Annotated in this window: 22 protein-coding genes; 7 read left to right on the top strand and 15 right to left on the bottom strand. The window is 65.4% G+C overall.

Going from position 1 to position 25,732, the window contains the following annotated elements; translation table 11 throughout:
* Nucleotides 1–3: 3 nt before the first annotated feature.
* Nucleotides 4–1,923 carry an ATP-dependent zinc metalloprotease FtsH gene (gene ftsH, locus HMPREF2581_RS05760; RefSeq protein WP_003095200.1) on the bottom strand — a complete coding sequence of 640 codons (1,920 nt, stop codon included), beginning with the start codon at nucleotides 1,921–1,923 and terminating at the stop codon, nucleotides 4–6.
* Nucleotides 1,924–2,121: 198 nt separating this feature from the next.
* Entirely contained in the window at nucleotides 2,122–2,745 is a 624-nt protein-coding gene (gene rlmE / locus HMPREF2581_RS05755) for a 23S rRNA (uridine(2552)-2'-O)-methyltransferase RlmE (protein WP_003095202.1), read from the bottom strand.
* Nucleotides 2,746–2,839: 94 nt separating this feature from the next.
* On the opposite strand from rlmE, the gene yhbY reads away from it, so the two are divergent.
* A complete protein-coding gene (gene yhbY / locus HMPREF2581_RS05750; RefSeq protein ID WP_003095204.1) occupies nucleotides 2,840–3,154 on the top strand; it encodes a ribosome assembly RNA-binding protein YhbY in 315 nt (104 codons plus the stop codon).
* Between the two features lie 40 nt (nucleotides 3,155–3,194).
* Here yhbY and HMPREF2581_RS05745 read toward each other — a convergent pair whose 3' ends face one another.
* The 9 genes from HMPREF2581_RS05745 to grpE form a co-directional block, all read right to left on the bottom strand.
* Nucleotides 3,195–3,602: a DUF4149 domain-containing protein gene (locus HMPREF2581_RS05745; RefSeq protein ID WP_003109321.1), complete on the bottom strand. Its 408-nt coding sequence runs from the start codon at nucleotides 3,600–3,602 to the stop codon at nucleotides 3,195–3,197.
* Between the two features lie 10 nt (nucleotides 3,603–3,612).
* Nucleotides 3,613–4,089, bottom strand: a complete 477-nt coding sequence (gene greA, locus HMPREF2581_RS05740) for a transcription elongation factor GreA (protein WP_003095206.1) — start codon at nucleotides 4,087–4,089, stop codon at nucleotides 3,613–3,615.
* Nucleotides 4,086–7,307 carry a carbamoyl-phosphate synthase large subunit gene (carB, locus tag HMPREF2581_RS05735; RefSeq protein WP_003095207.1) on the bottom strand — a complete coding sequence of 1,074 codons (3,222 nt, stop codon included), beginning with the start codon at nucleotides 7,305–7,307 and terminating at the stop codon, nucleotides 4,086–4,088. The genes greA and carB overlap by 4 nt, the downstream gene beginning before the upstream one ends.
* Nucleotides 7,308–7,326: 19 nt before the next feature.
* A complete protein-coding gene (gene leuE, locus HMPREF2581_RS05730) occupies nucleotides 7,327–7,977 on the bottom strand; it encodes a leucine efflux protein LeuE (RefSeq protein ID WP_003095208.1) in 651 nt (216 codons plus the stop codon).
* A gap of 11 nt (nucleotides 7,978–7,988) precedes the next feature.
* A complete protein-coding gene (gene carA / locus HMPREF2581_RS05725; RefSeq protein ID WP_011666772.1) occupies nucleotides 7,989–9,125 on the bottom strand; it encodes a glutamine-hydrolyzing carbamoyl-phosphate synthase small subunit in 1,137 nt (378 codons plus the stop codon).
* Between the two features lie 182 nt (nucleotides 9,126–9,307).
* Nucleotides 9,308–10,114 (bottom strand): 4-hydroxy-tetrahydrodipicolinate reductase, encoded by an 807-nt coding sequence (gene dapB / locus HMPREF2581_RS05720; RefSeq protein ID WP_003095210.1) that lies wholly within the window; start codon nucleotides 10,112–10,114, stop codon nucleotides 9,308–9,310.
* A gap of 56 nt (nucleotides 10,115–10,170) precedes the next feature.
* On the bottom strand, nucleotides 10,171–11,304 hold the full coding sequence (gene dnaJ / locus HMPREF2581_RS05715) for a molecular chaperone DnaJ (RefSeq protein WP_003095211.1): 1,134 nt from the start codon (nucleotides 11,302–11,304) through the stop codon (nucleotides 10,171–10,173).
* A gap of 115 nt (nucleotides 11,305–11,419) precedes the next feature.
* Nucleotides 11,420–13,333 (bottom strand): molecular chaperone DnaK, encoded by a 1,914-nt coding sequence (dnaK, locus tag HMPREF2581_RS05710; RefSeq protein ID WP_003095212.1) that lies wholly within the window; start codon nucleotides 13,331–13,333, stop codon nucleotides 11,420–11,422.
* An 89-nt stretch (nucleotides 13,334–13,422) separates the two neighbouring features.
* A complete protein-coding gene (gene grpE, locus HMPREF2581_RS05705) occupies nucleotides 13,423–13,983 on the bottom strand; it encodes a nucleotide exchange factor GrpE (RefSeq protein ID WP_003095213.1) in 561 nt (186 codons plus the stop codon).
* Nucleotides 13,984–14,150: 167 nt separating this feature from the next.
* Here grpE and recN point away from each other — a divergent pair, with 167 nt between their 5' ends.
* Nucleotides 14,151–15,827, top strand: coding sequence for a DNA repair protein RecN (gene recN, locus HMPREF2581_RS05700; RefSeq protein WP_003135243.1), 1,677 nt, complete (start codon nucleotides 14,151–14,153; stop codon nucleotides 15,825–15,827).
* A gap of 69 nt (nucleotides 15,828–15,896) precedes the next feature.
* On the opposite strand, the gene fur is transcribed toward recN, so the two are convergent.
* The gene (gene fur, locus HMPREF2581_RS05695) at nucleotides 15,897–16,301 is read right to left on the bottom strand and encodes a ferric iron uptake transcriptional regulator (RefSeq protein ID WP_003095216.1); all 405 of its coding nucleotides are present in this window, start codon (nucleotides 16,299–16,301) and stop codon (nucleotides 15,897–15,899) included.
* 97 nt (nucleotides 16,302–16,398) lie between these two features.
* On the opposite strand from fur, the gene HMPREF2581_RS05690 reads away from it, so the two are divergent.
* On the top strand, nucleotides 16,399–16,929 hold the full coding sequence (locus HMPREF2581_RS05690) for an outer membrane protein assembly factor BamE (RefSeq protein WP_003109323.1): 531 nt from the start codon (nucleotides 16,399–16,401) through the stop codon (nucleotides 16,927–16,929).
* A gap of 67 nt (nucleotides 16,930–16,996) precedes the next feature.
* On the opposite strand, the gene HMPREF2581_RS05685 is transcribed toward HMPREF2581_RS05690, so the two are convergent.
* Nucleotides 16,997–17,302, bottom strand: coding sequence for an RnfH family protein (locus HMPREF2581_RS05685; RefSeq protein ID WP_004365388.1), 306 nt, complete (start codon nucleotides 17,300–17,302; stop codon nucleotides 16,997–16,999).
* Nucleotides 17,295–17,729, bottom strand: coding sequence for a type II toxin-antitoxin system RatA family toxin (locus HMPREF2581_RS05680; RefSeq protein WP_004365389.1), 435 nt, complete (start codon nucleotides 17,727–17,729; stop codon nucleotides 17,295–17,297). The genes HMPREF2581_RS05685 and HMPREF2581_RS05680 overlap by 8 nt, the downstream gene beginning before the upstream one ends.
* A gap of 274 nt (nucleotides 17,730–18,003) precedes the next feature.
* Between HMPREF2581_RS05680 and smpB the strand changes: the two genes are divergently transcribed.
* The gene (smpB, locus tag HMPREF2581_RS05675; protein ID WP_003100496.1) at nucleotides 18,004–18,483 is read left to right on the top strand and encodes an SsrA-binding protein SmpB; all 480 of its coding nucleotides are present in this window, start codon (nucleotides 18,004–18,006) and stop codon (nucleotides 18,481–18,483) included.
* A gap of 22 nt (nucleotides 18,484–18,505) precedes the next feature.
* Here the strand turns inward: smpB and HMPREF2581_RS05670 are convergent, their stop codons facing one another.
* A complete protein-coding gene (locus HMPREF2581_RS05670) occupies nucleotides 18,506–19,279 on the bottom strand; it encodes an FCD domain-containing protein (RefSeq protein ID WP_003095221.1) in 774 nt (257 codons plus the stop codon).
* Between the two features lie 328 nt (nucleotides 19,280–19,607).
* On the opposite strand from HMPREF2581_RS05670, the gene HMPREF2581_RS05665 reads away from it, so the two are divergent.
* From HMPREF2581_RS05665 to HMPREF2581_RS05655, 3 genes are all read left to right on the top strand, one after another.
* Nucleotides 19,608–21,290 (top strand): lactate permease LctP family transporter, encoded by a 1,683-nt coding sequence (locus HMPREF2581_RS05665; protein ID WP_003100495.1) that lies wholly within the window; start codon nucleotides 19,608–19,610, stop codon nucleotides 21,288–21,290.
* A gap of 155 nt (nucleotides 21,291–21,445) precedes the next feature.
* The gene (gene lldD, locus HMPREF2581_RS05660; protein ID WP_004365390.1) at nucleotides 21,446–22,591 is read left to right on the top strand and encodes an FMN-dependent L-lactate dehydrogenase LldD; all 1,146 of its coding nucleotides are present in this window, start codon (nucleotides 21,446–21,448) and stop codon (nucleotides 22,589–22,591) included.
* A gap of 66 nt (nucleotides 22,592–22,657) precedes the next feature.
* Nucleotides 22,658–25,474, top strand: a complete 2,817-nt coding sequence (locus HMPREF2581_RS05655; protein ID WP_004365391.1) for an FAD-binding and (Fe-S)-binding domain-containing protein — start codon at nucleotides 22,658–22,660, stop codon at nucleotides 25,472–25,474.
* Nucleotides 25,475–25,732 lie beyond the last annotated feature (258 nt).

Below are 25,732 nucleotides of genomic sequence, written 5' to 3'. Positions count from 1 at the left end.
CTCTCAGTGCTCGCCGGCCGGCCCACCGATGGGAGGGGTGTTCTCGCGGCGGCCCGACTCTTCCAGGTTGGCCGGCGGGGTGCCGGTACCCGAACCACCCTGCCAGTCACGCGGCTCGCGCGGCACGCGACCGGCCATGATGTCGTCGATCTGGTCGGAGTCGATGGTCTCGTACTTCATCAGTGCGTCGGCCATCATCTCCAGCTTGTCGCGGTTCTCGTCGAGCAGTCGCTTGGCGGTACCGTAGCAGTCGTCGATGATGCGCCGGACTTCCTGGTCGATCATCTTGGCGGTCTCGCCCGACACATTGGCGTGCTGGCTGCCGGCGCTACGGCCGAGGAACACCTCGCCCTCCTCCTCCGCGTACATCAGCGGGCCGAGTTTCTCGGACAGACCCCACTTGGTCACCATGTTCCGCGCCAACTGGGTAGCACGCATGATGTCGTTGGAAGCGCCAGTGGTGACGCCTTCAAAGCCGAGGGTCATCTCTTCCGCGATACGGCCGCCGAACAGCGAGCAGATCTGGCTTTCCAGCGCGCGCTTGGACAGGCTGTAGCGATCTTCCTCGGGGAGGAACATGGTCACGCCCAGGGCACGTCCGCGCGGAATGATGGACACCTTGTAGACCGGGTCATGCTCCGGCACCAGGCGACCGACGATGGCGTGGCCGGCCTCGTGGTAGGCGGTGTTGCGCTTCTCCTTCTCGGACATGACCATGGTCTTGCGCTCGGCGCCCATCATGATCTTGTCCTTGGCCAGCTCGAACTCGCGCATGTCGACGATGCGCTTGTTGGAGCGCGCGGCGAATAGCGAGGCCTCGTTGACCAGGTTGGCCAGGTCGGCGCCGGAGAAACCGGGCGTACCGCGGGCGATGACGGCAGGATCGACATGGTCGCCCAGCGGCACCTTGCGCATGTGCACCTTGAGGATCTGTTCGCGCCCGCGGATATCCGGCAAGCCGACCACCACCTGGCGGTCGAAGCGGCCCGGACGCAGCAGCGCCGGGTCCAGAACGTCCGGACGGTTGGTGGCAGCGATGACGATGATGCCATCGTTCATCTCGAAGCCATCCATCTCCACCAGCAACTGGTTGAGGGTCTGCTCGCGCTCGTCGTGACCGCCGCCCAAGCCGGCGCCGCGATGGCGGCCGACGGCGTCGATCTCGTCGATGAAGATGATGCACGGCGCGTGCTTCTTGGCCTGGTCGAACATGTCGCGGACACGGGAGGCGCCCACGCCGACGAACATCTCGACGAAGTCGGAACCGGAAATGGTGAAGAACGGCACCTTGGCTTCGCCGGCGATGGCCTTGGCCAGCAGGGTCTTGCCGGTGCCGGGCGGGCCGACCATCAGCACGCCGCGCGGGATACGGCCGCCCAGGCGCTGGAACTTGCCCGGATCGCGAAGGAACTCGACCAGCTCGCTGACCTCCTCCTTGGCCTCGTCGCAGCCGGCGACGTCAGCGAAGGTGGTCTTGACCTGGTCCTCGGACAGCAGGCGCGCCTTGCTCTTGCCGAAGCTCATCGGGCCGCCGCGACCGCCGCCGCCGCCCTGCATCTGGCGCATGAAGAACATGAAGACGGCGATGATCACCAGGATCGGGAAGCTGGCGACCAGCAACTGGGTCCAGATGCTCTGCTGTTCGGGCTGCTTGCCCTCGACCACGACGTTGTTGTTGACCAGGTCGCCGATCAGGCCGTTGTCCTGGATCGCCGGGCGGATGGTCTTGAAGGTATCGCCGTCGCTACGCTTGCCGGTGATGACATAGCCATCCACGGTCACTCGCTCGACCTTGCCATCCTTGACCTGCTGGATGAAGTCCGAGTAGTTCAGCGTCTGTGGCTCGCTCGGGCTCGAGAAATTGTTCATCACGGTCACCAGTACCGCCGCGATGATCAGCCACAGAATCAGATTCTTTGCCATGTCGTTCAATTGACTACCCTCTGAAGCCGGCTCCGTCCTGGAAACCGCTTCACACGACGGCCAGACTCCTTCCGGCCAAAAGTACTACACAAGCGCCCGCGCACGCAGGCGTTGTCTGTAACCCTTTATGAACCCTCGCCCGTCCCGGCACAACAGGTCATCGACCAATAGACAGGCTATAGGGTCAATTATTCCAGTCTATTCCCCGCGAAAGCCGCGTGCGAGCAGATACTGTTCCCGCGAACGATCACGCGACGACAGGGGCTTGCGCATCTGTACCTTGTCGAACATTTCCCGGGCCTGCTTGTGGTACTGGTCGAAACCTTCGCCCTGGAAGATCTTGATCAGGAAATCGCCGCCCGGCCGCAGCACACGGCCGGCCAGGTCCAGCGCCAGTTCGCAGAGATACATGGCGCGCGGCTGGTCGGCGGCCCGCACTCCACTCATATTGGGGGCCATATCGGAAATCACAAGGTCTACCGGATGATCGCCGATCGCCTCGAGGATCCGCGCGAACACCGCGTCCTCGGTGAAGTCGCCCTGGATGAAGGTGACGTCGGGGATGCTGTCCATCTCGAGGATGTCCGAAGCGATCAGCCGACCACGGTCGCCGATCACCCGGCTGGTGACCTGCGACCACCCGCCCGGCGCGGCGCCCAGGTCGACCACGGTCATGCCCGGACGCAGGATGCGGTCCTTCTCCTGGATCTCCAGCAGCTTGTAGCTGGCGCGCGAGCGATAGCCATCGCGCTGGGCCATCTTCACGTAGGGATCGTCGAAATGTTCTTTCAGCCAACGCTGGCTGGTTTTGGAGCGGGCCACGGAATACCTCTTCGGGCACCCCCGGTCGGCGGGGGCAGCATCACTTGGACTAAAACTGGGGTAAAATAGACGACTTTTTCCCAGGGGTCTGATTATGGCGCTCACTCAAGAGCAGAAGAAACAGTTCAAATCTATCGGTCACCACCTGAAACCGGTATTGATCGTAGCCGAGAACGGCTTGACCGAAGGCGTTCTCGCCGAACTCGAGCGCGCACTCAACGATCACGAACTGATCAAGGTGAAACTGGCGCTGGCCGAGCGCGACGATCGCCGCGCCCTGCTCGACGAACTCTGCGCGCAGTCGCGCAGCGACCTGGTGCAAAGCATCGGCAAGATGGCGCTGGTCTATCGGAAGAACCCGAAGCCGAACAAGAATCTCTCGAACATCAGCCGTTTCGCCGGCATCTGATGCCCCATCCAACCAAGGTCGGGAAACTTCCCGACCTGGTTCAGACGCCTTCCTCGTCCCGCCCCGGTACCGGCTGCAACACCAGCAGCAGGCCACACATCGCCACCGCCAGGTAGTTGAACAGCAGCCAGCGCACCGCCTCGGGCGCCAGCCCACGCACCAGGAAATACACCAGGCAGAGCAGCGCGACGGCGAGCAACAACTGACCGCGAAGGTCTCGCCAGAGGCTCCTCGGCCCGTGGCTCGACACCAACACCAGCGCCTGCAGCACCGCACAGAATCCGGCGAAGCCGATCAGCAGCGGCGTCAACGCCGCGGCTACGGTTTCCACCAGTAACGGCGCCAGTCCGGTCTTGGCCAACGCAGGCAGGACCACGAACTGCAGCAACCAGAGGCCGCCGACCCAGAACGTCTGGGCCAGCAGCCAACTGATCGCGCCTGCGCGCAACGGGGCGCGCTTAGATATGGCGAACCTCGACGATCTCGTACTCGACGTCGCCGCCCGGGGTTCTCACCAGCACGGCATCGCCTTCGGTCTTGCCAATCAGCGCACGGGCGATCGGCGAATTCACCGAGATCTTGCCACCCTTGATATCCGCCTCGTCGTCGCCGACGATCTGGTAGGTCACGGTCTCGTCGGTCTCGACGTTGGCGATGTCGACGGTGGTGCCGAAGATCACCTTGCCGCTGTGCGGGATGGCGGTGACATCGATGACCTGGGCGTTGGACAGCTTGGCCTCGATGTCGCGGATACGCGCCTCGACCATGCCCTGCTGTTCGCGCGCCGCATGGTACTCGGCGTTTTCCTTGAGGTCGCCCAGTTCACGCGCTTCGGCGATGGCCTGGCTGATCTGCGGGCGCAGCACGCCCTTCAGGTGTTTCACTTCTTCTTCCAGGGCGCGGGCGCCCTGGACGGTCATGGGGAACTTGCTCATGCCTTGATTCCTGCGTGGAGATCCTGCAGACGCCGAACGGTCTTCTCGGGACCGAACTTGAGCGCCTCACAGATCGCCTGCCCACCCGCAATGGTGGTGGTGCAGCAGATCTTGTGCTGCAGGGCGTTTCGACGAATGGAGTAGGAGTCAGCGATGGACTGCCGGCCCTCGGTGGTGTTGATGATCAGGGTGACCTCGTCGTTCTTGATCATGTCCACCACGTGCGGGCGACCTTCGGTCACCTTGTTCACGCGACGCACCGGCAGGCCTGCGGCTTCGATGACACGCGCGGTACCGGCGGTGGCTACCACTTCGAAGCCCAGCGCGACCAGGTCGCCAGCCACCTGGGCGGCGAACGGCTTGTCGTCTTCGCGGACGCTGATGAAGGCGCAACCGGCGGTCGGGAGGATCTCGCTGGCCCCCAACTGAGCCTTGGCAAAGGCTTCGGCAAAGCTATCACCGACGCCCATCACTTCACCAGTGGACTTCATTTCCGGGCCGAGGATCGGATCGACGCCGGGGAACTTGGCGAACGGGAACACCGCTTCCTTGACGCTGAAGAACGGCGGGATGATTTCCTGGGTGAAGCCGACCTCGGCCAGGGTCTTGCCGGCCATGACGCGGGCGGCGACCTTGGCCAGCGACTCGCCGACGCACTTGGAGACGAACGGCACGGTACGCGAGGCGCGCGGATTGACCTCGATGACGAAGATATCCTCGCCCTGCACCGCCATCTGCACGTTCATCAGGCCGACCACGCCAAGCTCCAGGGCCATTTTCTTGACCTGCTCGCGGATCTCGTCCTGGATGTGCTGCGGCAGCGAGTACGGCGGCAGCGAACAGGCGGAGTCGCCGGAGTGAACGCCAGCCTGCTCGATATGCTGCATGATCGCGCCGATCACCACGATCTCGCCGTCGCATACCGCGTCGATGTCGACTTCGATGGCGCAGTTGAGGAAGTGGTCGAGCAGCACCGGGCTGTCGTTGGAAACCTGCACCGCCTCGCGCATGTAGCGCTTGAGTTCTTCTTCCTGGTAGACGATTTCCATCGCCCGCCCGCCCAGCACGTAGGACGGGCGTACCACCAGCGGATAACCGATGGCCTTGGACGCGGCCAGGGCCTCGTCTTCGCTGCGCGCGGTGGCGTTGGCCGGCTGGCGCAGGTTCAGGCGCTGGACCATCTGCTGGAAGCGCTCGCGGTCTTCGGCACGGTCGATGGCGTCCGGGCTGGTGCCGATGATCGGCACGCCGGCCTCTTCGAGGGCGCGGCAGAGCTTCAGCGGGGTCTGGCCGCCGTACTGGACGATCACGCCCTTGGGCTGCTCGACGCGGACGATCTCAAGGACGTCCTCGAGGGTCACCGGCTCGAAGTACAGGCGGTCGGAGGTGTCGTAGTCGGTGGAGACGGTTTCCGGGTTGCAGTTGACCATGATGGTCTCGTAGCCGTCTTCGCGCATCGCCAGCGCCGCGTGCACGCAGCAGTAGTCGAACTCGATGCCCTGGCCGATGCGGTTCGGACCGCCGCCGAGGATCATGATCTTCTCGCGGCTCGACGGGTTGGCCTCGCACTCTTCCTCGTAGGTCGAATACATGTAGGCGGTGTCGGTGGCGAACTCGGCGGCGCAGGTATCGACACGCTTGTAAACCGGCAGCACCTTCAGCTTGTGGCGATGGCTGCGCAGGTTCTTCTCGGTGACGCCTAGCAGCTTGGCCAGGCGCGCGTCGGAGAAGCCCTTGCGCTTGAGCTTGTACATCAGCTCGCGATCGATGGAGGACAGGCCGAGGGTCTTGACCTTCTCCTCGTCCTTGACCAGGTCCTCGATCTGCACCAGGAACCATTCGTCGATGCGGGTCAGCTCGAACACTTCCTCGACGCTCTTGCCGGCGCGGAAGGCGTCGGCGACGTACCAGACACGCTCGGCGCTGGGCACGGTCAGCTCGCGCTTGAGGATGCTGTCGGCCTCCGGGTCGTTCAGGTCGAGCTTCGGATCGAAGCCGGTGGCGCCGACTTCCAGGCCACGCAAGGCTTTCTGCACCGACTCCTGGAAGGTCCGGCCGATGGCCATGACTTCGCCGACCGACTTCATCTGGGTGGTCAGGCGGGCATCGGCTTTCGGGAACTTCTCGAAGGCGAAGCGCGGGATCTTGGTCACCACGTAGTCGATGGCCGGCTCGAACGACGCCGGGGTGCGACCGCCGGTGATGTCGTTCTGCAGTTCGTCGAGGGTGTAGCCGACCGCCAGCTTGGCGGCGATCTTGGCGATCGGGAAACCGGTGGCCTTGGAGGCCAGGGCCGAGGAGCGGGAAACCCGCGGGTTCATCTCGATCACCACCATGCGCCCGGTGTTCGGGCAGATGCCGAACTGCACGTTGGAACCGCCGGTTTCCACGCCGATCTCGCGCAATACCGCCAGCGAGGCGTTGCGCATGATCTGGTATTCCTTGTCGGTCAGGGTCTGCGCCGGCGCCACGGTGATCGAGTCACCGGTGTGCACGCCCATCGGGTCGAAGTTCTCGATGGAGCAGACGATGATGCAGTTGTCCTTCTTGTCGCGGACCACCTCCATCTCGTATTCCTTCCAGCCGATCAGCGACTCGTCGATCAGCAGCTCGTTGGTCGGCGACAGGTCGAGGCCACGGGCGCAGATCTCTTCGAACTCTTCACGGTTGTAGGCGATACCGCCGCCGGTGCCGCCCATGGTGAAGGACGGACGGATGATGCAGGGGAAGCCGACCTGCTCGAGCACGCCGTAGGCCTCCTCCATGCTGTGGGCGATGCCCGAGCGCGGACAGGCCAGCCCGATATCCTTCATCGCCTTGTCGAAGCGCGAGCGGTCCTCGGCCTTGTCGATGGTATCGGCATTGGCGCCGATCATCTCCACGCCGAACTTCTCCAGCACGCCGTGGCGCTCCAGGTCCAGGGCGCAGTTCAGCGCAGTCTGGCCGCCCATGGTCGGCAGCAGCGCGTCGGGGCGTTCCTTCTCGATGATCTTGGCCACGGTGGCCCACTTGATCGGCTCGATGTAGGTCGCGTCGGCCATCGCCGGGTCGGTCATGATGGTCGCGGGGTTGGAGTTCACCAGGATGACGCGGTAGCCCTCCTCGCGCAGGGCCTTGCAGGCCTGGGCGCCGGAGTAGTCGAATTCGCAGGCCTGGCCAATCACGATGGGGCCGGCACCGAGGATCAGGATGCTCTTTATGTCTGTACGTTTTGGCATGGGACTCTCGTTGCAATAATCAGGACAGGGTTGCGGTGGCCAGCTTCACACCAAAGCCGACGAACAGGGCGCCGACGCCCGAAGTGGCGCCGGCAGCCAACCGTTGCCGCCGGCGGAACCAGGCCGCCAGCCGCACACCGGTGAAAATCAGGAAGCTCAGGTAAAGGGCGCTGACCAGTTCCAGGATCACCGCCAGCACCAGGAACGACAGCCCCGGATAGGCATAGCCGGGATCGACGAACTGGATGAAGAAGGAGATGAAGAACAGGATCGCCTTGGGATTCGACAGGCTGAGCAGCAGCGCCTTGCGGAACGGCTGGTGGACATCCACCTGTTCGGCCTGCGCCGCCGTCGCCTCGGGATTGCGCAGCTTGCGCCAGGCGCCCCGCAGCATGCCGACGCCGAGATAGAACAGGTAGGCCGCACCGAGGTACTTCAGGCCGATGAACAGCATCGGCTCGGCCTTCAGCAGGGAGGCCACACCGAGGGCCGACAGCAGCATCAGCACCGCGTCTCCGAGGAACACGCCGCAGGCGGCCCGGTAGCCGGTCGCCACGCCACGCTGGGCCGAAGTCGCGAGGACGAACAACGAGTTCGGTCCGGGCAACAGGATCACGAAAACCACACCCAGCACGTAGGTCCAGAAATCGGTTATCCCCAGGGTCGGCATGGCTCTGCTCCTCAGCGACGCTCGGCCATCGCCGAGATGAAGCGGTCGAACAGCGGGGCGACGTCATGCGGACCGGGGCTCGCCTCGGGGTGGCCCTGGAAGCTGAAAGCGACCTTGTCGGTGCGCTCGATACCCTGCAGGGTACCGTCGAACAGCGACTTGTGAGTGGCTCGCAGGTTGTCCGGCAGGGTGCTCTCGTCGACCGCGAAACCGTGGTTCTGGCTGGTGATCATCACCACGCCGCTGTCCAGGTCCTGCACCGGGTGGTTGGCGCCGTGGTGCCCGTGGCCCATCTTCAGGGTCTTGGCGCCAGAGGCCAGGGCCAGCAACTGATGGCCGAGGCAGATGCCGAACACCGGGATCTCGGTATCGAGGAATTCGCGGATCGCCTGGATCGCGTAGTCGCACGGTTCGGGGTCGCCGGGGCCGTTGGAAAGGAAGATGCCGTCAGGGTTCAGCGCCAGCACTTCGCTGGCCGGTGTCTGCGCCGGCACCACGGTCAGGCGGCAGCCGCGCGCCACCAGCATGCGTAGGATGTTCAGCTTCACGCCGTAGTCGTAGGCCACCACGTGATACGGCAGTTCACCGGCCGGGATCTCCGGATGACTGTCGCTTTCCAGGCTCCAGACGCTGGAGCGCCACTCGTAGCGCTCGGCGGTGGTGACCTCCTTGGCCAGGTCCATGCCCTTCAGGCCGGGGAAGGCGCGAGCCAGCTCCAGCGCGCGTTCCTCGGTAGCGTCGGCACCAGCCAGGATGCAGCCGTTCTGCGAACCCTTCTCGCGGAGGATGCGGGTCAGGCGACGGGTATCGATGCCGGCGATGGCGACGGTGCCGTTGGCTTTCAGGTAGTCAGGCAGCGACTGCTTGCTGCGCCAGTTGCTGGCGATCAGCGGCAGGTCGCGGATGATCAGGCCGGCGGCCCAGACGCGGTTGGCCTCGGCGTCTTCCGGGGTGGTACCGGTATTGCCGATGTGCGGGTAGGTCAGGGTGACGATCTGCTGGGCGTAGGAAGGATCGGTAAGGATTTCCTGGTAGCCGGTCATGGCGGTGTTGAACACCACCTCGCCAACGGTCTGGCCGTCGGCACCGATGGCTTCACCGCGAAAAATGCTGCCGTCGGCAAGTGCAAGTATGGCTGGCTTAGTCAAGAAGACCTCCCGTAAATCAAGCCTGACTGGTCGCGCAGGTGTAAAAAAGCGGGATGACACCGTGAAGAGTCATCCCGCTTTTTTTCGATTCATGCTGCGCTGCTTTTAGTGGACACACTAAAGCTGTAGTTTACAGAATCGCGACATTCCGGTCCACCAATAAGACGACGTGCGGCAGCGTCTCAGCGTAGGCCGAGCACATCCTGCATGTCGTACAGGCCGTTCTCCTTACCCTCCAGCCACAGCGCCGCACGCACCGCGCCACGGGCAAAGGTCATGCGGCTGGAAGCCTTGTGGGTGATCTCCACGCGCTCGCCCTCGGCGGCGAACAGCACGGTGTGGTCGCCCACCACGTCGCCGGCGCGCACGGTGGCGAAGCCGATGGTTTCCCGCGCCCGCGCGCCGGTCTGCCCCTCACGTCCGTAGACCGCCACTTCCTGGAGGTCCCGGCCGAGCGCCTGGGCTACCACCTCGCCCATGCGCAAGGCGGTGCCGGACGGTGCATCGACCTTGTGCCGGTGATGGGCCTCGATGATCTCGATATCCACTTCGTCGCCCAGCACCCGTGCCGCGGTATCCAGAAGCTTCAGGCAAAGGTTCACGCCGACGCTGAAGTTGGCAGCGAAGACGATCGGGATATCCTTCGCCGCTTCGGCCAGCAGCAGCTTCTCGTCGGCGCTGAAGCCGGTGGTGCCGATGACCATCGCGCGGCGCGCCTTGCGGCACTGCTCGATGTTCTTCAGGGTTACGGAGGGATGGGTGAAGTCGATCAGGACGTCGAACTCCTCGCAGACCTTGCCCAGGTCCCCGGACAGCGGCACGCCGATCCGGCCGAGACCGGCCAGCTCGCCGGCGTCCGCCCCCACCAGGGTGCTATCCGGACGATCCACCGCCGCCGTCAGCCCGGCGGCACCGCCGGTCTGCTGAACGGCCTCGATCAGGTTCTTGCCCATGCGCCCGGCGGCGCCCACTACGGCTATACGTCGCATAAAACCACTCCACGCGGAACCCGGACGCGGCTGTCAGGCCGCGCCCATGGCTTTGTTTATAGGTCGTCGAAGAAACGCTTCATGCCCTCGAACCAGCCACTGGCCTTGGGCGAATGCGAGGTGTCGCTCTGCAACGACTTGCGGAACTCCTCGAGCAGCTCGCGCTGGCGCTTGTCCAGGTTCACCGGGGTTTCCACCACCACCTTGCACATCAGGTCGCCGGCGCCGCCGCCGCGCACCGGGGCCACGCCCTTGCCGCGCAGGCGGAACAGCTTGCCGGTCTGGGTGCTTTCCGGAATCTTCAGCTTGACCCGGCCATCCAGGGTCGGCACTTCCAGCTCGCCGCCCAGCGCAGCGTCGGCGAAACTGATCGGCACTTCGCAGTACAGATGCTTGCCGTCACGCTGGAAGATCGGGTGCTCGCGCACATTGACCACCACGTACAGGTCGCCCGCCGGACCACCCATGCTGCCGGCCTCGCCTTCGCCGGTGAGGCGGATGCGGTCGCCGGTGTCGACGCCGGCCGGCACCTTCACCGACAGGGTCTTCTGCTCTTCCACGCGCCCCTGGCCATGGCAGGAGCCACAGGGATCGGAAATCATCTTGCCGGTGCCGTGGCAGCGCGGGCAGGTCTGCTGGACCGAGAAGAAGCCCTGCTGCATGCGCACCTGGCCGATACCGCCGCAAGTGGTGCAGGTGACAGGTGTGGTGCCGGGCTTGGCGCCGCTGCCGTTGCAAGTCTTGCAACCGACCAGGGTCGGCACGCGGATGGTGACGGTGGTGCCGCGTACCGCCTCTTCCAGGTCGAGATCCAGGGTGTAGCGCAGGTCCGCGCCGCGCTGCGCGCCGCCGCGCGAGCCACCGCGGGCGCCGCCGCCACCGAAGAAATCGCTGAACACATCGCCGAAGATGTCGGAGAAGCTCGCCCCGCCGAAACCGGCGCCAGCGCCCCCACCCATGTTCGGATCGACGCCGGCATGGCCGTACTGGTCGTAGGCCGCCCGCTTGCTGGCATCGGAGAGGACCTCGTAGGCCTCGTTGGCCTCCTTGAACTTGTCCTCGGCTTCCTTGTCGCCAGGATTGCGGTCCGGGTGGTATTTCATCGCCAGGCGACGGTAGGCCTTCTTCAGGTCCGCCTCGCTGGCGCCACGCTCAACCCCCAGAACCTCGTAAAAGTCTCGTTTCGCCATAACCTTTCCGTCTCAATTAAGGACCCTCCAGACACGCCAACGCGGGAGCAGGCTCCCGCGTGGCGGATCATGCGTACCGGCCTGGCCGGCACGCGGGGCAGAAGCAAGCCGGGGCTTACTTGTTGTCCTTGACCTCTTCGAACTCGGCGTCCACCACGTCGTCAGCGGCTTTCGCCTGCTCGCCCTGGGGAGCGTCTTCGCCCTGCTGGGCCTGTTCGGCGTACATCTTCTGCGCCAGCGGGGTGGAAGCCTGGGACAGAGCGTTCATCTTGGCCTCGATCTCGGCCTTGTCGTCGCCCTTCACCGCCGCTTCCAGCTCGCCCAGCGCCTTCTCGATGGTCGCCTTGTCCTCGGCGGTGGCCTTGTCGCCCGCCTCGGTGATCATCTTGCGGGTCGCGTGGACCAGCGCGTCGCCCTGGTTGCGAGCGGCAGCCAGTTCCTCGAACTTGCGGTCCTCCTCGGCGTTCGCCTCGGCATCGCGGACCATCTGCTGGATCTCATCCTCGGACAGGCCGGAGGATGCCTTGATCACGATGGACTGCTGCTTGCCAGTGGCCTTGTCCTTCGCCGAGACGTGCAGGATGCCGTTGGCATCGATATCGAAGGTCACCTCGATCTGCGGCACGCCGCGCGGAGCCGGCGGAATGTCGGCCAGGTCGAACTTGCCCAGCGACTTGTTCTGCGCGGCCTGCTTGCGCTCGCCCTGCAGCACGTGGATGGTCACCGCGCCCTGGTTGTCGTCGGCGGTGGAGAACACCTGCGACTTCTTGGTCGGGATGGTGGTGTTCTTCTCGATCAGACCGGTCATCACGCCGCCCAAGGTCTCGATGCCGAGGGTCAGCGGGGTCACGTCGAGCAGCAGCACGTCCTTCACGTCGCCGGCCAGGACCGCGCCCTGGATGGCGGCACCGACAGCCACGGCTTCGTCCGGGTTGACGTCCTTGCGCGCTTCCTTGCCGAAGAACTCGGCAACGGTCTTCTGTACCAGCGGCATGCGGGTCTGGCCGCCGACCAGGATCACTTCATGGATATCGGAAACATCCAGGCCGGCATCCTTCAGCGCGGTGCGGCACGGCTCGATGGTGCGCTGCACCAGGTCTTCGACCAGGGACTCCAGCTTGGCGCGGGAAACCTTGACGTTCAGGTGCTTCGGACCGCTCGCGTCGGCAGTCACGTACGGCAGGTTGACGTCGGTCTGCTGGGTCGAGGACAGCTCGATCTTGGCTTTCTCGGCCGCTTCCTTCAGACGCTGCATGGCCAGCGGGTCGCCCTTCAGGTTGATGCCGCTTTCCTTCTTGAACTCGTCGACGAGGTAGTCGATCAGGCGGATGTCGAAGTCTTCGCCGCCGAGGAAGGTGTCGCCGTTGGTGGCCAGCACTTCGAACTGGTGCTCACCGTCGACTTCGGCGATCTCGATCACCGACACGTCGAAGGTACCGCCGCCCAGGTCATAGACGATCACGGTGTGGTCGCCCTTGGCCTTGTCCAGGCCGTAGGCCAGCGCCGCCGCGGTCGGCTCGTTGATGATCCGCTTGACGTCGAGGCCGGCGATGCGGCCGGCGTCCTTGGTGGCCTGGCGCTGGCTGTCGTTGAAGTAGGCCGGAACGGTGATCACCGCTTCGGTGACCGGCTCGCCGAGGTAGTCTTCGGCGGTCTTCTTCATTTTCTTCAGCACTTCGGCGGAAATCTGCGGAGGCGCCATCTTCTGGCCCTTCACTTCCACCCAGGCGTCGCCGTTGTCGGCCTTGACGATGCTGTACGGCACCATCTGGATGTCTTTCTGTACCACGTTCTCTTCGAAGCGACGGCCGATCAGGCGCTTCACCGCATACAGGGTGTTCTGCGGGTTGGTGACCGCCTGGCGCTTGGCCGGCTGGCCCACCAGGGTTTCGCCATCGTTGGTGTAGGCGATGATCGAGGGGGTGGTACGCGCGCCCTCGGCGTTCTCGATGACCTTGACGTTACCGTTCTCCAGGATAGCCACGCAGGAGTTGGTGGTACCCAGGTCGATGCCAATGATTTTGCCCATATTCACTCTCCAGAAACTTTGATTCCGTGCGACCCGCCCGTGGGTCTCGTGCTCGGTTGACTACCCAGATGGGGTCGTCGCGTCGAATTTCAAGCCTGCTCGTCGATGGAAGGCGGGGTTTCCGCCGGCGCCTTGCTGACCACCACCATCGCCGGACGCAGCAGGCGGCCGTTGAGCAGGTAGCCTTTCTGGAACACCTTGAGGACACTGCCCGGCTCGGCCGAAGCGCTTTCCTGCATGGCCATCGCCTGGTGCTGCTCGGGATTGAAAGGCTCGCCTTCCGGGTTCAGCGCCTCCACCTGGTAGCGGCGCAGGGTGTCGTCGAACATCTTCAGGGTCAGTTCCATCCCTTCGCGCATCGGCTTGATCGCCTCGTCATTGGGATCGGACATCTCCAGGCCGCGCTCGAGGGTGTCGACCACCGCCAGCAGGTCGCCGGCGAATTTCTCCAGCGCGAACTTGTGCGCCTTCTCGACATCCTGCTCCGCACGCCGGCGTACGTTCTGCAGATCCGCGACCATGCGCAGCGCCTGGTCCTGGGCGGCAGCCAGCTGCTCCTCCAGTTCCTGCACGCGGGCGGTCAGGTCCTCGGCGGCGCCGGTGGGCTGCTCGGGGGTCTGTTGATCCAGGGTCTGCTGTTCGTCAGCCATGCCACTCTCCTTCAAAAATAAGCTGGCAAATACAAGGCGAACGCATAAGTTCGCAACGTTGCCGGCTATATGGGGACGGCTTTCCACGGTTCAAGGGGCGAGCGGCAATTGCCAGCCGGAAAAAATACTGTATAAATAACCAGACAAAACCCACGGAGCCGCCCGCCATGCTGGTTCACCTGTCCGTTCACAACTACGCCATCGTCGAGCACTTGGATCTCGAACTCGCTACCGGCATGAGCGTGATCACCGGCGAAACCGGCGCGGGCAAGTCGATCATGCTCGACGCCCTCGGCCTTACCCTCGGCGACCGCGCCGACAGCGGCGCGGTACGTCCCGGAGCGGACAAGGCCGACATTCTCGCCAGCTTCGACGTCAGCGCCATCGCCGAGGCCCGCGACTGGCTCGCCGAGCGCGACCTGGAACAGGACGGTCCGTGCATCCTGCGCCGGGTGATCACTGCCGAAGGTCGCTCGCGTGCCTACATCAACGGCACGCCCTGCCCTCTGGGCGACCTGAAGAGCCTGGGCGAACTGCTGATCGACATCCATAGCCAGCACGAGCACCAGTCGCTGCTGAAGAGCGAGACCCACCGTCGCCTGCTCGACGAGTACGCCGGCTGCCAGGAGCTGGCGCGCCAGGTGCAGCTCGCCGCGCAACGCTGGAAGCAGACCAGCCAGGAACTCGAACGCCTGTCGCGTAGCGGCGACGAACAACGCGCCCGCCACCAGTTGCTCAGCTACCAGCTGGAAGAACTGGAAAACCTGTCCCTCGGCGAAAACGAACTGGAAAGCCTGGAGCAGGAGCAGAAGACCCTGAGCAACGCCGAAAGCCTGCTCGCCGCCTGCCGCCAAGTCGTGGAAATGTGCAGCGAGAGCGATGCCGGCAACGTCCTTTCCGCGCTCAATGCCAGCCTCAGCCGCCTGACCTCGTTCAGCGGCCAGCCCGCCGCCCTCGGCGAAGCGGTCAACCTGTTGTCCAGCGCGCAGATCCAGGTCGAGGAGGCGATCGGCGAACTGAACCGCTTCGTCGACCACTTCGATGCCGATCCCAATCGCCAGCAGCAGGTCGAGGAGCGCCTGGACGTCATTTATTCCCTGGCGCGCAAGCACCGGGTCCAGCCCGCCGAACTGGCCGACCTGCAGCAGCGCCTGTTCGACGAACTGGAGGCGCTGAACGCCGACGACGAAGCGGTCGGACGCCTGGGCGACGAGCTGGCCGCCTACGCCCGGCATTACCAGGAAAAAGCCGACGAACTGAGCCGCCTGCGCCAGGCCGCGGCCGCACCTCTTGCCGCCAGCGTGGAACAGGAGATGCAGCGCCTGGGCATGCCCGGAGGGCGCTTCGCCATCGTCCTGCATCCCGGCGACAGCGCCGAGCCGCAGGCCAACGGACTGGAAAGCGTGGAGTTCCTGGTCAGCGCCAACCCCGGGCAGCCGTTGAAAGGGCTGGCCAAGGTCGCCTCGGGCGGCGAACTGTCGCGGATCAGCCTGGCGATCCAGGTGATCACGGCACAGACCTCGCGCATCCCCACCCTGGTCTTCGACGAAGTCGACGTCGGCATCGGAGGCCCCACCGCCGAAGTGGTCGGACAGTTGCTGCGTCGCCTCGGCGAACGCGGCCAGGTCCTCACCGTGACCCACTTGCCGCAGGTCGCCGCCCAGGGCCACCAGCACCTGTTCGTGCACAAGGAACGCGGCAGCAGCGAAACCCGCACGGCGGTCGCCACCCTGAACAAGGCCCAGCGGATCGAGGAGATCGCCCGCATGCTCGGCGGCGTCGACCTGACCAAGGAATCCCTGGCCCACGCGAAGAAACTGGTCAACCTGGCCGCCCAGAACTGAACGTTCCTTCAATGGAAAATGAAAACGGCGACCCCAGGGTCGCCGTTTTCGCATGGAACCGTTGCGCGACTACTTCTTCTTGCGCACGTAGAGCACCAGATTGTGATCGACCAGCTCGAAGCCGCGCTCGCGGACGATTTCCTTCTGGCGCTTCTCGATTTCCGCATCCATGAACTCGATCACCTCGCCGGTATCGACGCAGACCATGTGGTCGTGGTGGCCGCTATCGGCGAGCTCGAACACGGCATGGCCGCCATCGAAGTTGTGACGCACCACCAGGCCGGCGGCCTCGAACTGGGTCAGCACCCGATAGACGGTTGCCAGGCCCACGTCCTCGCCTGCTTCCATCAGCGCCTTGTACACGTCTTCGGCGCTCATGTGGCGTTGCTCGGCCGAGTCGAGCATCTGCAGGATCTTGACCCGCGGCAGGGTCACTTTAAGGCCGGCTTTTCGAAGTTCGCTATTTTCAACCATGTCTGCTTTCTCAGCGCGGGATGTTTCGCAGTATCCCGGAATACGGGTATGATCGGGCTTTTATTTGCCCAGCCAAGATAGTGGAAGTCGCTCACCGATGCAAAACGCCAAGCTCATGCTGACCTGTCTCGCTTTCGCGGGGCTTGCCGCACTCGCCGGTTGCTCGTTTCCTGGCGTCTATAAAATCGACATCCAGCAAGGCAACGTCGTAACGCAGGACATGATAGACCAGTTGCGCCCCGGAATGACCCGACGCCAAGTGCGGTTTATCATGGGCAACCCGCTGATCGTCGATACCTTCCACGCCAATCGTTGGGACTACCTCTACAGCATCCAGCCGGGCGGCGGTCGTCGCCAGCAGGAGCGCGTCAGCCTGTTCTTCAACGACAGCGACCAACTGGCCGGCCTGAACGGCGACTTCATGCCCGGCGTCAGCCGCGACGAAGCGATCCTCGGCAAGGAAGGCAGCACCACCGTCACCCAGCCGGCCGACCAGCAGAAACCGGAAGAGCAGAAGGAAGAGCCGCCGAAACCGGGCTCCACCCTGGAACAGCTCCAGCGCGAAGTGGACGAGGCCCAGCCGGTACCGGTTCCGACCCCCGAACCTTTGGACCCCAGCCCGCAATGACGGCTGGCGTTCCACGAAAAAGCCCGGCATTCGCCGGGCTTTTTCATTTCCGCAGGAACCCCCACGGCTAACCGCCTTCGCGCTCGCTCCGGGCCCGTGCGGCACGCTGCTTGCGTACCTCCTTGGGATCGGCGATCAACGGGCGGTAGATCTCCACCCGTTCGCCGGTCTCCAGCACCCGCTCCTCCGGGCGAGCCAGGAGCTTGCCGAAGATACCCAGCGGACAACCTTGCACATCCAGCCCTGGAAACGCCTCGGCGATGCCGGAGAGCAGCACGGCCTCGCGTGCGCTGGTACCTGCCGGCACGCTCAGGCGCAGTAACGCCTGTCGCTCCGGCAGCGCGTAGACCACCTCGACGGCGATCTCAGCCATAGAGTTGCTTGGCGCGCTGGCAGAACGCGTCGACCATGGTGTTGGCGGCCTGGGTGAACAGCGGCCCGAGGGTCGCCTTGACCAGCGGCCCGGCGTAATCGAAGGTCAGGTCGAGAGTGATCTTGCAGGCCTTCTCGCCCAGCGCCTTGAACTGCCAGACGCCATGCAGCTCGGTGAACGGTCCGTTTTCCAGGTTCATCTCGATGGAAGTTCCCGGCACCAGCACGTTGCGGGTGGTGAAGCGCTGGCTGAGGCTACCCTTGGCCACGGTCAGCTCGGCGCGCATCAGGCTTTCGCTCTCCTCCAGGACCTGGCTGGCCGAACACCAGGGCAGGAACTCCGGATAGCGCTTCACGTCGTTCACCAGATCGAACAGCGCACGGGCGGGATAAGGCAACAGCGCCGAACGCTGGATATGGGTGCTCATAGAACTCTCACTTCTGCTGTCGAGCGGGCGACTCCCCAAGCATAGCCGGCGGGACGGCGGCATCCGCCACGGCGGCGCGCTGCGCCCGCCGACCGGGGCCAGGGTTCGGCAGAAAAACGCTCAGCGCAGCCTGACGCCACTTGAAGACTTTTCTTACAAAACCTTGGCCAGCGGCCAGGAAAAGAGTGGGCATTGTCCGAAATTCACCTCTATCCCTCAAGCGCGACGCCGCCCCATAGCGGTGAAGCCGGCGACTCCCTATAATGCGCCGCCTATGGCTAAGCAGAAGAAACACCCTTCGGGGACCATCGCGCAGAACAAGAAGGCTCTGCACGACTATTTCATCGAACAACGCTTCGAGGCGGGCGTCGCCCTGGCGGGCTGGGAAGTGAAAAGCCTGCGCGCCGGCAAGGCCCAACTGGTCGACAGCTACGTGCTGCTCAAGGATGGCGAGGCCTGGCTGCTCGGCAGCCACATCACGCCCCTGACCACCGCCAGCACGCACGTGATCGCCGACCCGGTGCGCACGCGCAAGCTGCTGCTGCACAAGCGCGAACTGGGCAAGCTGTTCGGCGCCGTGCAACAGAAGGGCTACGCCTGCGTCGCCCTGTCGATGTACTGGAAGAAGCACCTGGTCAAGTGCGAGATCGCCCTGGCCAAGGGCAAGAAGGACTTCGACAAGCGCCACACCGAGAAGGAGCGCGACTCCGATCGGGAGATCCAGCGCGCCATGCGCCACGGCAAGGACGACTGAGCGCGTCCCTGCCCGCGCCTCGCTAGTCCTCCTGCACGCTGCGCCGGCGCTGCGAGCGCTTCATCCTGCGCGCCTCTTCCTGGACCTCCGCCAGGACCTCCTGCACATAGTGGATGTGCTGGTTGGACACCTCCCGGGCCAGCTCCGCCTGACCGCTGATGATCGCGTCGTATAGGCGCTGGTGCTGCTCCATCAGTTGCGCGCGGGTTTCCGTGCGCTGCGCGTACATCCCGCCGATATTGGTCACCACGTTGCGCCGCAGCAAGTCGAACAGGCCCTTGATGGTGTGCAGCAGCACGGTGTTGTGGCTGGCCTCGGCGATCGCCAGGTGGAAGCGCGCGTCGGCGGCGCCCTCTTCCGCGCTGACCTGGTCGTTGCGCGCATAGCAGGCCTGGAGCGCCTCGAAGGCCTCGGTCAGGCGCTGGTGATCGAGGGAGGTCGCACGCAGCGCCGCGTAGTAGGCACAGGACCCTTCCAGCGTGTGGCGAAACTCCAGCAGGTCGCGCTGGGCCTCCGGGTTACCCTCCAGCAGGTGCAGCAGCGGATCGCTGAAAGTCGCGCCCAGCGATTCGGTCACATAGTTGCCGCCACCCTGGCGGCTGACCAGCAGCCCCTTCGCCACCAGTTTCTGGATCGCCTCGCGCAGCGACGGCCGGGAAACCCCGAACTGCTCGGCAAGCACGCGCTCGGCGGGCAGCCGCTCGCCGGACTTCAGCGTGCCCTCCAGGATCATCGCCTCCAGTTGCGCAACGATGTCATCCGACAGACGGCGCTGCCTGACCTGACCAAATTCCATATCCCGACACCCTTACCCGAAGTTTCGTCGCAAAGCCTCTGCCATGCGCCCAGCGCGAAAAAGAGAGGAAGCGTACCGAGCCGCTCCCCGCACCACAAGCGAGGCGCCACGAGCCCCGCACGAGCATCCTTAGACAAAAGTCGTAGACGGGCAAATTGACACGCCGAACGCTCGACTCTTAACCTGAGCGCTCGCTTTTGTAAATTGGTCTTACCAATTATGCGAGCTTTGCCAGGTTCGGCTGCCCAGCGCCCTTGCACACACAGGTCTTGGCGCGTGTCCGATCTGGTCACAGGCAAACCCAACAACAATTAGGGAGCCAACCCCCATGCAAGCCTGGCAACAACTCTATACCCCCCTAGGCAGTCTCGGCCTGTCGGCCGCCGCGGCCGTCATCCCGATCGTGTTCTTCTTCCTCGCCCTGGCGGTATTCCGCCTCAAGGGCCACATCGCCGGCAGCATCACCCTGGCGCTGGCCATCGCGGTGGCCATCTTCGCCTTCCACATGCCCGCCGACATGGCCTTCGCCGCCGCCGGCTACGGCTTCCTCTACGGTCTCTGGCCGATCGCCTGGATCATCGTCGCGGCGGTCTTCCTCTACAAACTGACGGTGAAGAGCGGCCAGTTCGAGGTGATCCGCAGCTCGGTGCTGTCGATTACCGGCGACCAGCGCCTGCAGGTACTGCTGATCGGCTTCTCCTTCGGGGCCTTCCTCGAAGGCGCCGCCGGTTTCGGCGCGCCGGTGGCGATCACCGCCGCCCTGCTCGTCGGCCTCGGCTTCAATCCGCTCTACGCCGCCGGCCTGTGCCTGATCGCCAACACTGCGCCGGTGGCCTTCGGCGCACTGGGCATCCCGATCATCGTCGCCGGCCAGGTGACCGGCATCGACGCCTTCAAGATCGGCGCCATGACCGGCCGCCAACTGCCGTTCCTGTCGATCCTGGTACCGTTCTGGCTGGTGTTCATGATGGACGGCTGGCGCGGCATCCGCGAAACCTGGCCGGCCGCCATCGTCGCCGGCGGCAGCTTCGCCATCACTCAGTACCTGACGTCCAACTTCATCGGCCCGGAGTTGCCGGACATCACCTCGGCGCTGGTCAGCCTGGTCTCCCTGACCCTGTTCCTCAAGGTCTGGCAGCCGCAGGGCGCCAGCGAAGCGCTCGCCGCCAGCGGCGGCGCGGCCGTGGCCGGTGGCGGCTACGGCGGGCAACGCAGCGTCGAACCGTCCGCCTACAGCTTCGGCGAGATCCTCAAGGCCTGGTCGCCGTTCCTGGTGCTCACCGTACTGGTGACCATCTGGACCCTGAAACCTTTCAAGGCCCTGTTCGCCCCGGGCGGCGAGCTCTACTGGCTGGTGTTCAACTTCGCCATCCCGCACCTCGACCAACTGGTGGTCAAGGGCGCGCCGATCGCCACCAGCGCCACGCCGATCGCCGCGGTATTCAAGTTCGACCCGATCTCCGCCACCGGCACGGCGATCTTCCTCTCGGCGCTGGTATCGATGTTCATCCTGCGCATCGGAGCGAAAATTGGTATTACCACTTTCAAGGAAGTCCTGGTGGAGCTGAAGTGGCCGATCCTGTCCATCGGCATGGTCCTGGCCTTCGCCTTCGTCACCAACTACTCGGGCATGTCCACCACCCTGGCCCTGGTCCTGGCCGGTACCGGCGCGGCGTTCCCGTTCTTCTCGCCGTTCCTCGGCTGGCTGGGGGTATTCCTGACCGGTTCGGATACGTCCTCCAACGCCCTGTTCAGCTCCCTGCAGTCGACCACCGCGCACCAGATCGGAGTCAGCGACACCCTGCTGGTGGCCGCCAATACCAGCGGCGGCGTGACCGGCAAGATGATCTCCCCGCAATCCATCGCCGTGGCCTGTGCCGCGACCGGGATGGTCGGCAAGGAATCCGACCTGTTCCGCTTCACCCTGAAGCACAGCCTGATCTTCGCCGCGCTGGTCGGACTGATCACCCTGGCCCAGGCATACCTATTCACCGGCATGCTGGTGCACTGACCGCGCCCTGATCGGCCGCGCGTCGGCGATACTGCGCAGGAAATGGCCCGGGGGAGACTCGCCTACGATCGTAGGCCCGGCTCCCTTGGCCATTTCCGCCGTGTCCCGCTCCACTGCGCTCGATGCAAAACCTTTCGACACAACGGAAGAGCCCAATGATCATTTCCGCTTCCACCGACTACCGCGCCGCCGCCCAACGCAAGCTGCCGCCGTTCCTCTTCCACTACATCGACGGCGGCGCCTACGCCGAGTACACCCTGCGCCGCAACGTCGAGGACCTGTCGGCCATCGCCCTGCGTCAGCGGGTGCTGAAGAACATGTCCGAGCTGAGCCTGGAAACCCGCCTGTTCGACGAGACCCTGGCGATGCCGGTGGCGCTCGCCCCGGTCGGTCTCACCGGCATGTACGCCCGCCGCGGTGAAGTCCAGGCGGCGCGCGCGGCGGCGGCGAAGGGCGTGCCCTTCACCCTGTCGACGGTATCGGTGTGCCCGATCGAGGAGGTCGCCCCGGCCATCGACCGGCCGATGTGGTTCCAGCTCTACGTGCTGAAGGACCGCGGCTTCATGCGCAACGCCCTGGAGCGGGCCAAGGCCGCCGGCGTCACCACCCTGGTGTTCACCGTCGACATGCCGGTCCCCGGCGCCCGCTACCGCGACGCCCATTCCGGCATGAGCGGCCCCTACGCCGCGCCGCGCCGCATCCTGCAAGCCATGACCCACCCGGCCTGGGCCTGGGACGTCGGCCTGCTGGGCAAGCCCCACGATCTCGGCAACATCTCCGCCTACCGCGGCAACCCGACCGGACTGGAGGACTACATCGGCTGGCTGGGCGCCAACTTCGACCCGTCGATTGCCTGGAAGGACCTGGAGTGGATCCGCGAGTTCTGGGACGGCCCGATGGTGATCAAGGGCATCCTCGACCCCGAGGATGCCAGGGATGCGGTGAAGTTCGGCGCCGACGGCATCGTCGTCTCCAACCACGGCGGCCGCCAGCTCGATGGCGTGCTGTCCAGCGCCCGCGCGCTGCCGGCGATCGCCGACGCGGTGAAGGGCGAACTGGCGATCCTTGCCGACTCCGGCATCCGCACCGGTCTCGACGTGGTGCGGATGATCGCCCTCGGCGCCGACAGCGTGCTGCTCGGCCGCGCCTTCGTCTACGCCCTGGCCGCCGCCGGCGAGGCCGGGGTGCGCAACCTGCTCGAACTGATCGAAAAGGAAATGCGCGTGGCCATGGTCCTCACCGGGGCCAAGTCGATCGGCGAGATCAGCGCCGACTCGCTGGTCCGCGAACTGGGCGCCTGAGACGCCCGCCAGAAAAGCCTGAAAACGCCCGGGGCGTGACCGTCGTCCCAGGGCCGAGGAAAGCCGATGAGCCTGCCGATTCCCTTTCTCGAGACCGTCGAGCGGCTGATACCGCGCGAACGCCGCTTCGACGACCCGCTGTCGACCCTGGCCTTCGGCACCGACGCCAGTTTCTACCGGTTGATTCCCAAGCTGGTGCTGCGCGTCGAAAGCGAGGACGAGGTCGCCGCGATCCTATCCGTCGCCTACCGCGAGCAGGTCCCGGTGACCTTCCGCGCCGCCGGCACCAGCCTCTCCGGCCAGGCCATCAGCGACTCGGTGCTGCTCGTCCTCGGCGACAACTGGAACGGCCGGGAAATCCGCGCCGACGGCGCGCAGATCCGCCTGCAGCCGGGTGTCATCGGCGCCCAGGCGAACGCCTGGCTGGCGCCGTTCGGCCGCAAGATCGGTCCCGACCCGGCCTCGATCAACGCCTGCAAGATCGGCGGCATCGTCGCCAACAACGCCAGCGGCATGTGCTGCGGCACCGCGCAGAACAGCTACCACACCCTTGCCGGCCTGCGCCTGCTGCTGGCCGACGGCACCCGCCTGGACAGCGAGGACCCGGCCAGCGTCGCGGCCTTCCGCGCCAGCCACGGCGAGCTGCTGGAACGGCTCGCCGAACTCGGCCGCGAGACCCGCGCCAACGCCGAACTGGCCGCGAAGATCCGCCACAAGTACCGGCTGAAGAACACCACCGGCCTGTCGCTGAACGCGCTGGTCGACTACGACGAGCCGCTGGACATCCTCACCCACCTGATGGTCGGCTCCGAGGGCACCCTCGGCTTCATCAGCGCGGTGACCTACGACACCGTCCCGGAACACCCGCACAAGGCCTCGGCGCTGCTGGTTTTCCCCACGGTGGAAACCTGCTGCACGGCGGTCGCGGTGCTCAAGCGCCAGCCGGTCTCGGCGGTGGAACTGCTCGATCGGCGCAGCCTGCGCTCGGTGGAGAACATGCAGGGCATGCCGGAATGGGTGAAGAGCCTTTCCGCCGGTGCCTGCGCCCTGCTCATCGAGTCCCGCGCGGCGAGCCGCACGCTGCTGCACGAACAGCTCGGGCGGATCATGGCCTCCATCGCCGAATATCCGCTGGAGAAGCAGGTCGACTTCAGCGAAGACCCGGCGGTCTACAACCAGCTCTGGCGCATCCGCAAGGACACCTTCCCGGCTGTCGGCGCGGTGCGCGAGACCGGCACCACGGTGATCATCGAGGACGTCACCTTCCCCGTCGAACGACTGGCCGAGGGAGTCAACCGCCTGATCGAGCTGTTCGACAAGCACCGCTACGATGAGGCGATCCTCTTCGGCCACGCGCTGGAAGGCAACCTGCACTTCGTCTTCACCCAGGGCTTCGACTCGCCCGAGCAGATCGCCCGCTACTCGGCGTTCATGGACGACGTGGCGCACCTGGTGGCGGTGGAGTACGGCGGCTCGCTGAAGGCCGAGCATGGCACCGGGCGCAACATGGCGCCGTTCGTCGAACTGGAGTGGGGCGAGGACGCCTATCGCTTGATGTGGCAGCTCAAGCGCCTGCTCGACCCGCGCGGCATCCTCAACCCGGGTGTGGTCCTCAGCGACGACCCGCAGAGCCACCTGAAGAACCTCAAGCCGCTGCCGGCCGCCGACGAGATCGTCGACAAGTGCATCGAGTGCGGTTTCTGCGAACCGGTCTGCCCGTCGCGCGGACTGACCCTCACGCCACGCCAGCGCATCGTCCTGTGGCGCGACATCCAGGCGAAGAAGCGCGCCGGCGTCGACACCACGGCGCTGGAGCGCGACTACCGCTACCAGGGCATCGACACCTGCGCCGCCACCGGCCTATGCGCCCAGCGCTGTCCTGTGAACATCAACACCGGCGAGCTGATCCGCAAGCTGCGCGGCGCCGACGTCCGGCACGCCGGTGGCGCCACCTGGCTGGCGCGCAACTTTGCCGGCGCCATGCGTGCTGCGCGCTTCGCCCTGCTCGCTGCCGACGGCGCCCGGCGTCTGCTTGGCGCGCCCCTGCTGGCCAGGGCCAGCCGCGGCCTCAGCCAGGCCAGCGGCGGCCGCGTGCCGCAATGGACGCCGGCGCTGCCGCAGCCGGTACGCCTGGCGCCGCCGCCCGCCCCGCTCGACGACGAGCGGCCACGGGTGGTCTATCTCGCCGCCTGCGTCTCGCGCGCCATGGGCCCGGCCTTCGGCGACGAAGAGCGCGAGCCGCTGCTGGACAAGACCCGCCGTCTGCTGGAAAAGGCCGGCTACCAGGTGGTGTTCCCGGATAACCTGGACAACCTCTGCTGCGGCCAGCCGTTCGCGTCCAAGGGGTATGCGAAGCAGGCCGACGACAAGCGCGACGAGCTGCTCGCCGCCCTGCTCCAGGCCAGCCGCGGCGGCCTCGACCCGATCTACTGCGACACCAGCCCCTGCACCCTGCGCCTGGTCCAGGGTCTGGACGATCCGCGGCTGCAGATCCACGACCCGGTGAAATTCATCCGCAGTCACCTGCTCGATCGCCTGGAGTTCATCCCGCAGGACAAACCGGTAGCGGTGCACGTCACCTGCAGCACCCAGCACCTCGGCGAGAGCCAGGCGCTGATCGACCTGGTCGGCCGCTGCACCCGCGAGGTGGTGATCCCGGAAGGCATCCACTGCTGCGGCTTCGCCGGCGACAAGGGCTTCACCACGCCGGAACTGAACGCTCACTCCCTGCGCAGCCTGAAGGATGCCGTGCAGTTCTGCGAGGAAGGCGTGTCCACCAGCCGTACCTGCGAGATCGGCCTCAGCGAGCACGGCGGGATCGACTACCGCGGGGTGGTCTACCTGGTGGACCGGGTGACGCAGGCGAAGGGCACGCCTCGGTAGGGCGAATAACCGCCTCGCGGTTATCCGCCGGGCCATGCTCCGCAGAAACGGCGGATAGCGCCGCTGGCGCTATTCGCCCTACGTCACGACTCCCACCGGTAGAGCGAATAACCGCTCGCGGTTATCCGCCGGGCCATACTCCGCAGAAGCGGCGGATAGCGCCGCTGGCGCTATCCACCCTACGTCAGGCGAAATGGGTGCTCCGGCGTCGTCGGCCCGCGCCGGGGCGGGTAAAAAATCCGTCGTTAAGCACCTCTT

It is taken from the genome of Pseudomonas sp. HMSC057H01 (assembly GCF_001836405.1).
Classification (GTDB): Bacteria; Pseudomonadota; Gammaproteobacteria; order Pseudomonadales; family Pseudomonadaceae; genus Pseudomonas; species Pseudomonas aeruginosa.
Note: the sequence above shows the minus strand (reverse complement) of the source record. Positions and strands in the feature narration are given on the sequence as shown.

Bases quoted from the DNA above. Each gene is read 5' to 3' on its own strand.
- ftsH (WP_003095200.1), bottom strand. From the start codon at position 1,923: ATGGCAAAGAATCTGATTCTGTGGCTGATCATCGCGGCGGTACTGGTG.
- yhbY (WP_003095204.1), top strand. From the start codon at position 2,840: ATGGCGCTCACTCAAGAGCAGAAGAAACAGTTCAAATCTATCGGTCAC.
- greA (WP_003095206.1), bottom strand. From the start codon at position 4,089: ATGAGCAAGTTCCCCATGACCGTCCAGGGCGCCCGCGCCCTGGAAGAA.
- carB (WP_003095207.1), bottom strand. From the start codon at position 7,307: ATGCCAAAACGTACAGACATAAAGAGCATCCTGATCCTCGGTGCCGGC.
- leuE (WP_003095208.1), bottom strand. From the start codon at position 7,977: ATGCCGACCCTGGGGATAACCGATTTCTGGACCTACGTGCTGGGTGTG.
- dapB (WP_003095210.1), bottom strand. From the start codon at position 10,114: ATGCGACGTATAGCCGTAGTGGGCGCCGCCGGGCGCATGGGCAAGAAC.
- dnaJ (WP_003095211.1), bottom strand. From the start codon at position 11,304: ATGGCGAAACGAGACTTTTACGAGGTTCTGGGGGTTGAGCGTGGCGCC.
- dnaK (WP_003095212.1), bottom strand. From the start codon at position 13,333: ATGGGCAAAATCATTGGCATCGACCTGGGTACCACCAACTCCTGCGTG.
- grpE (WP_003095213.1), bottom strand. From the start codon at position 13,983: ATGGCTGACGAACAGCAGACCCTGGATCAACAGACCCCCGAGCAGCCC.
- recN (WP_003135243.1), top strand. From the start codon at position 14,151: ATGCTGGTTCACCTGTCCGTTCACAACTACGCCATCGTCGAGCACTTG.
- fur (WP_003095216.1), bottom strand. From the start codon at position 16,301: ATGGTTGAAAATAGCGAACTTCGAAAAGCCGGCCTTAAAGTGACCCTG.
- HMPREF2581_RS05690 (WP_003109323.1), top strand. From the start codon at position 16,399: ATGCAAAACGCCAAGCTCATGCTGACCTGTCTCGCTTTCGCGGGGCTT.
- HMPREF2581_RS05685 (WP_004365388.1), bottom strand. From the start codon at position 17,302: ATGGCTGAGATCGCCGTCGAGGTGGTCTACGCGCTGCCGGAGCGACAG.
- HMPREF2581_RS05680 (WP_004365389.1), bottom strand. From the start codon at position 17,729: ATGAGCACCCATATCCAGCGTTCGGCGCTGTTGCCTTATCCCGCCCGT.
- smpB (WP_003100496.1), top strand. From the start codon at position 18,004: ATGGCTAAGCAGAAGAAACACCCTTCGGGGACCATCGCGCAGAACAAG.
- HMPREF2581_RS05670 (WP_003095221.1), bottom strand. From the start codon at position 19,279: ATGGAATTTGGTCAGGTCAGGCAGCGCCGTCTGTCGGATGACATCGTT.
- HMPREF2581_RS05665 (WP_003100495.1), top strand. From the start codon at position 19,608: ATGCAAGCCTGGCAACAACTCTATACCCCCCTAGGCAGTCTCGGCCTG.
- lldD (WP_004365390.1), top strand. From the start codon at position 21,446: ATGATCATTTCCGCTTCCACCGACTACCGCGCCGCCGCCCAACGCAAG.
- HMPREF2581_RS05655 (WP_004365391.1), top strand. From the start codon at position 22,658: ATGAGCCTGCCGATTCCCTTTCTCGAGACCGTCGAGCGGCTGATACCG.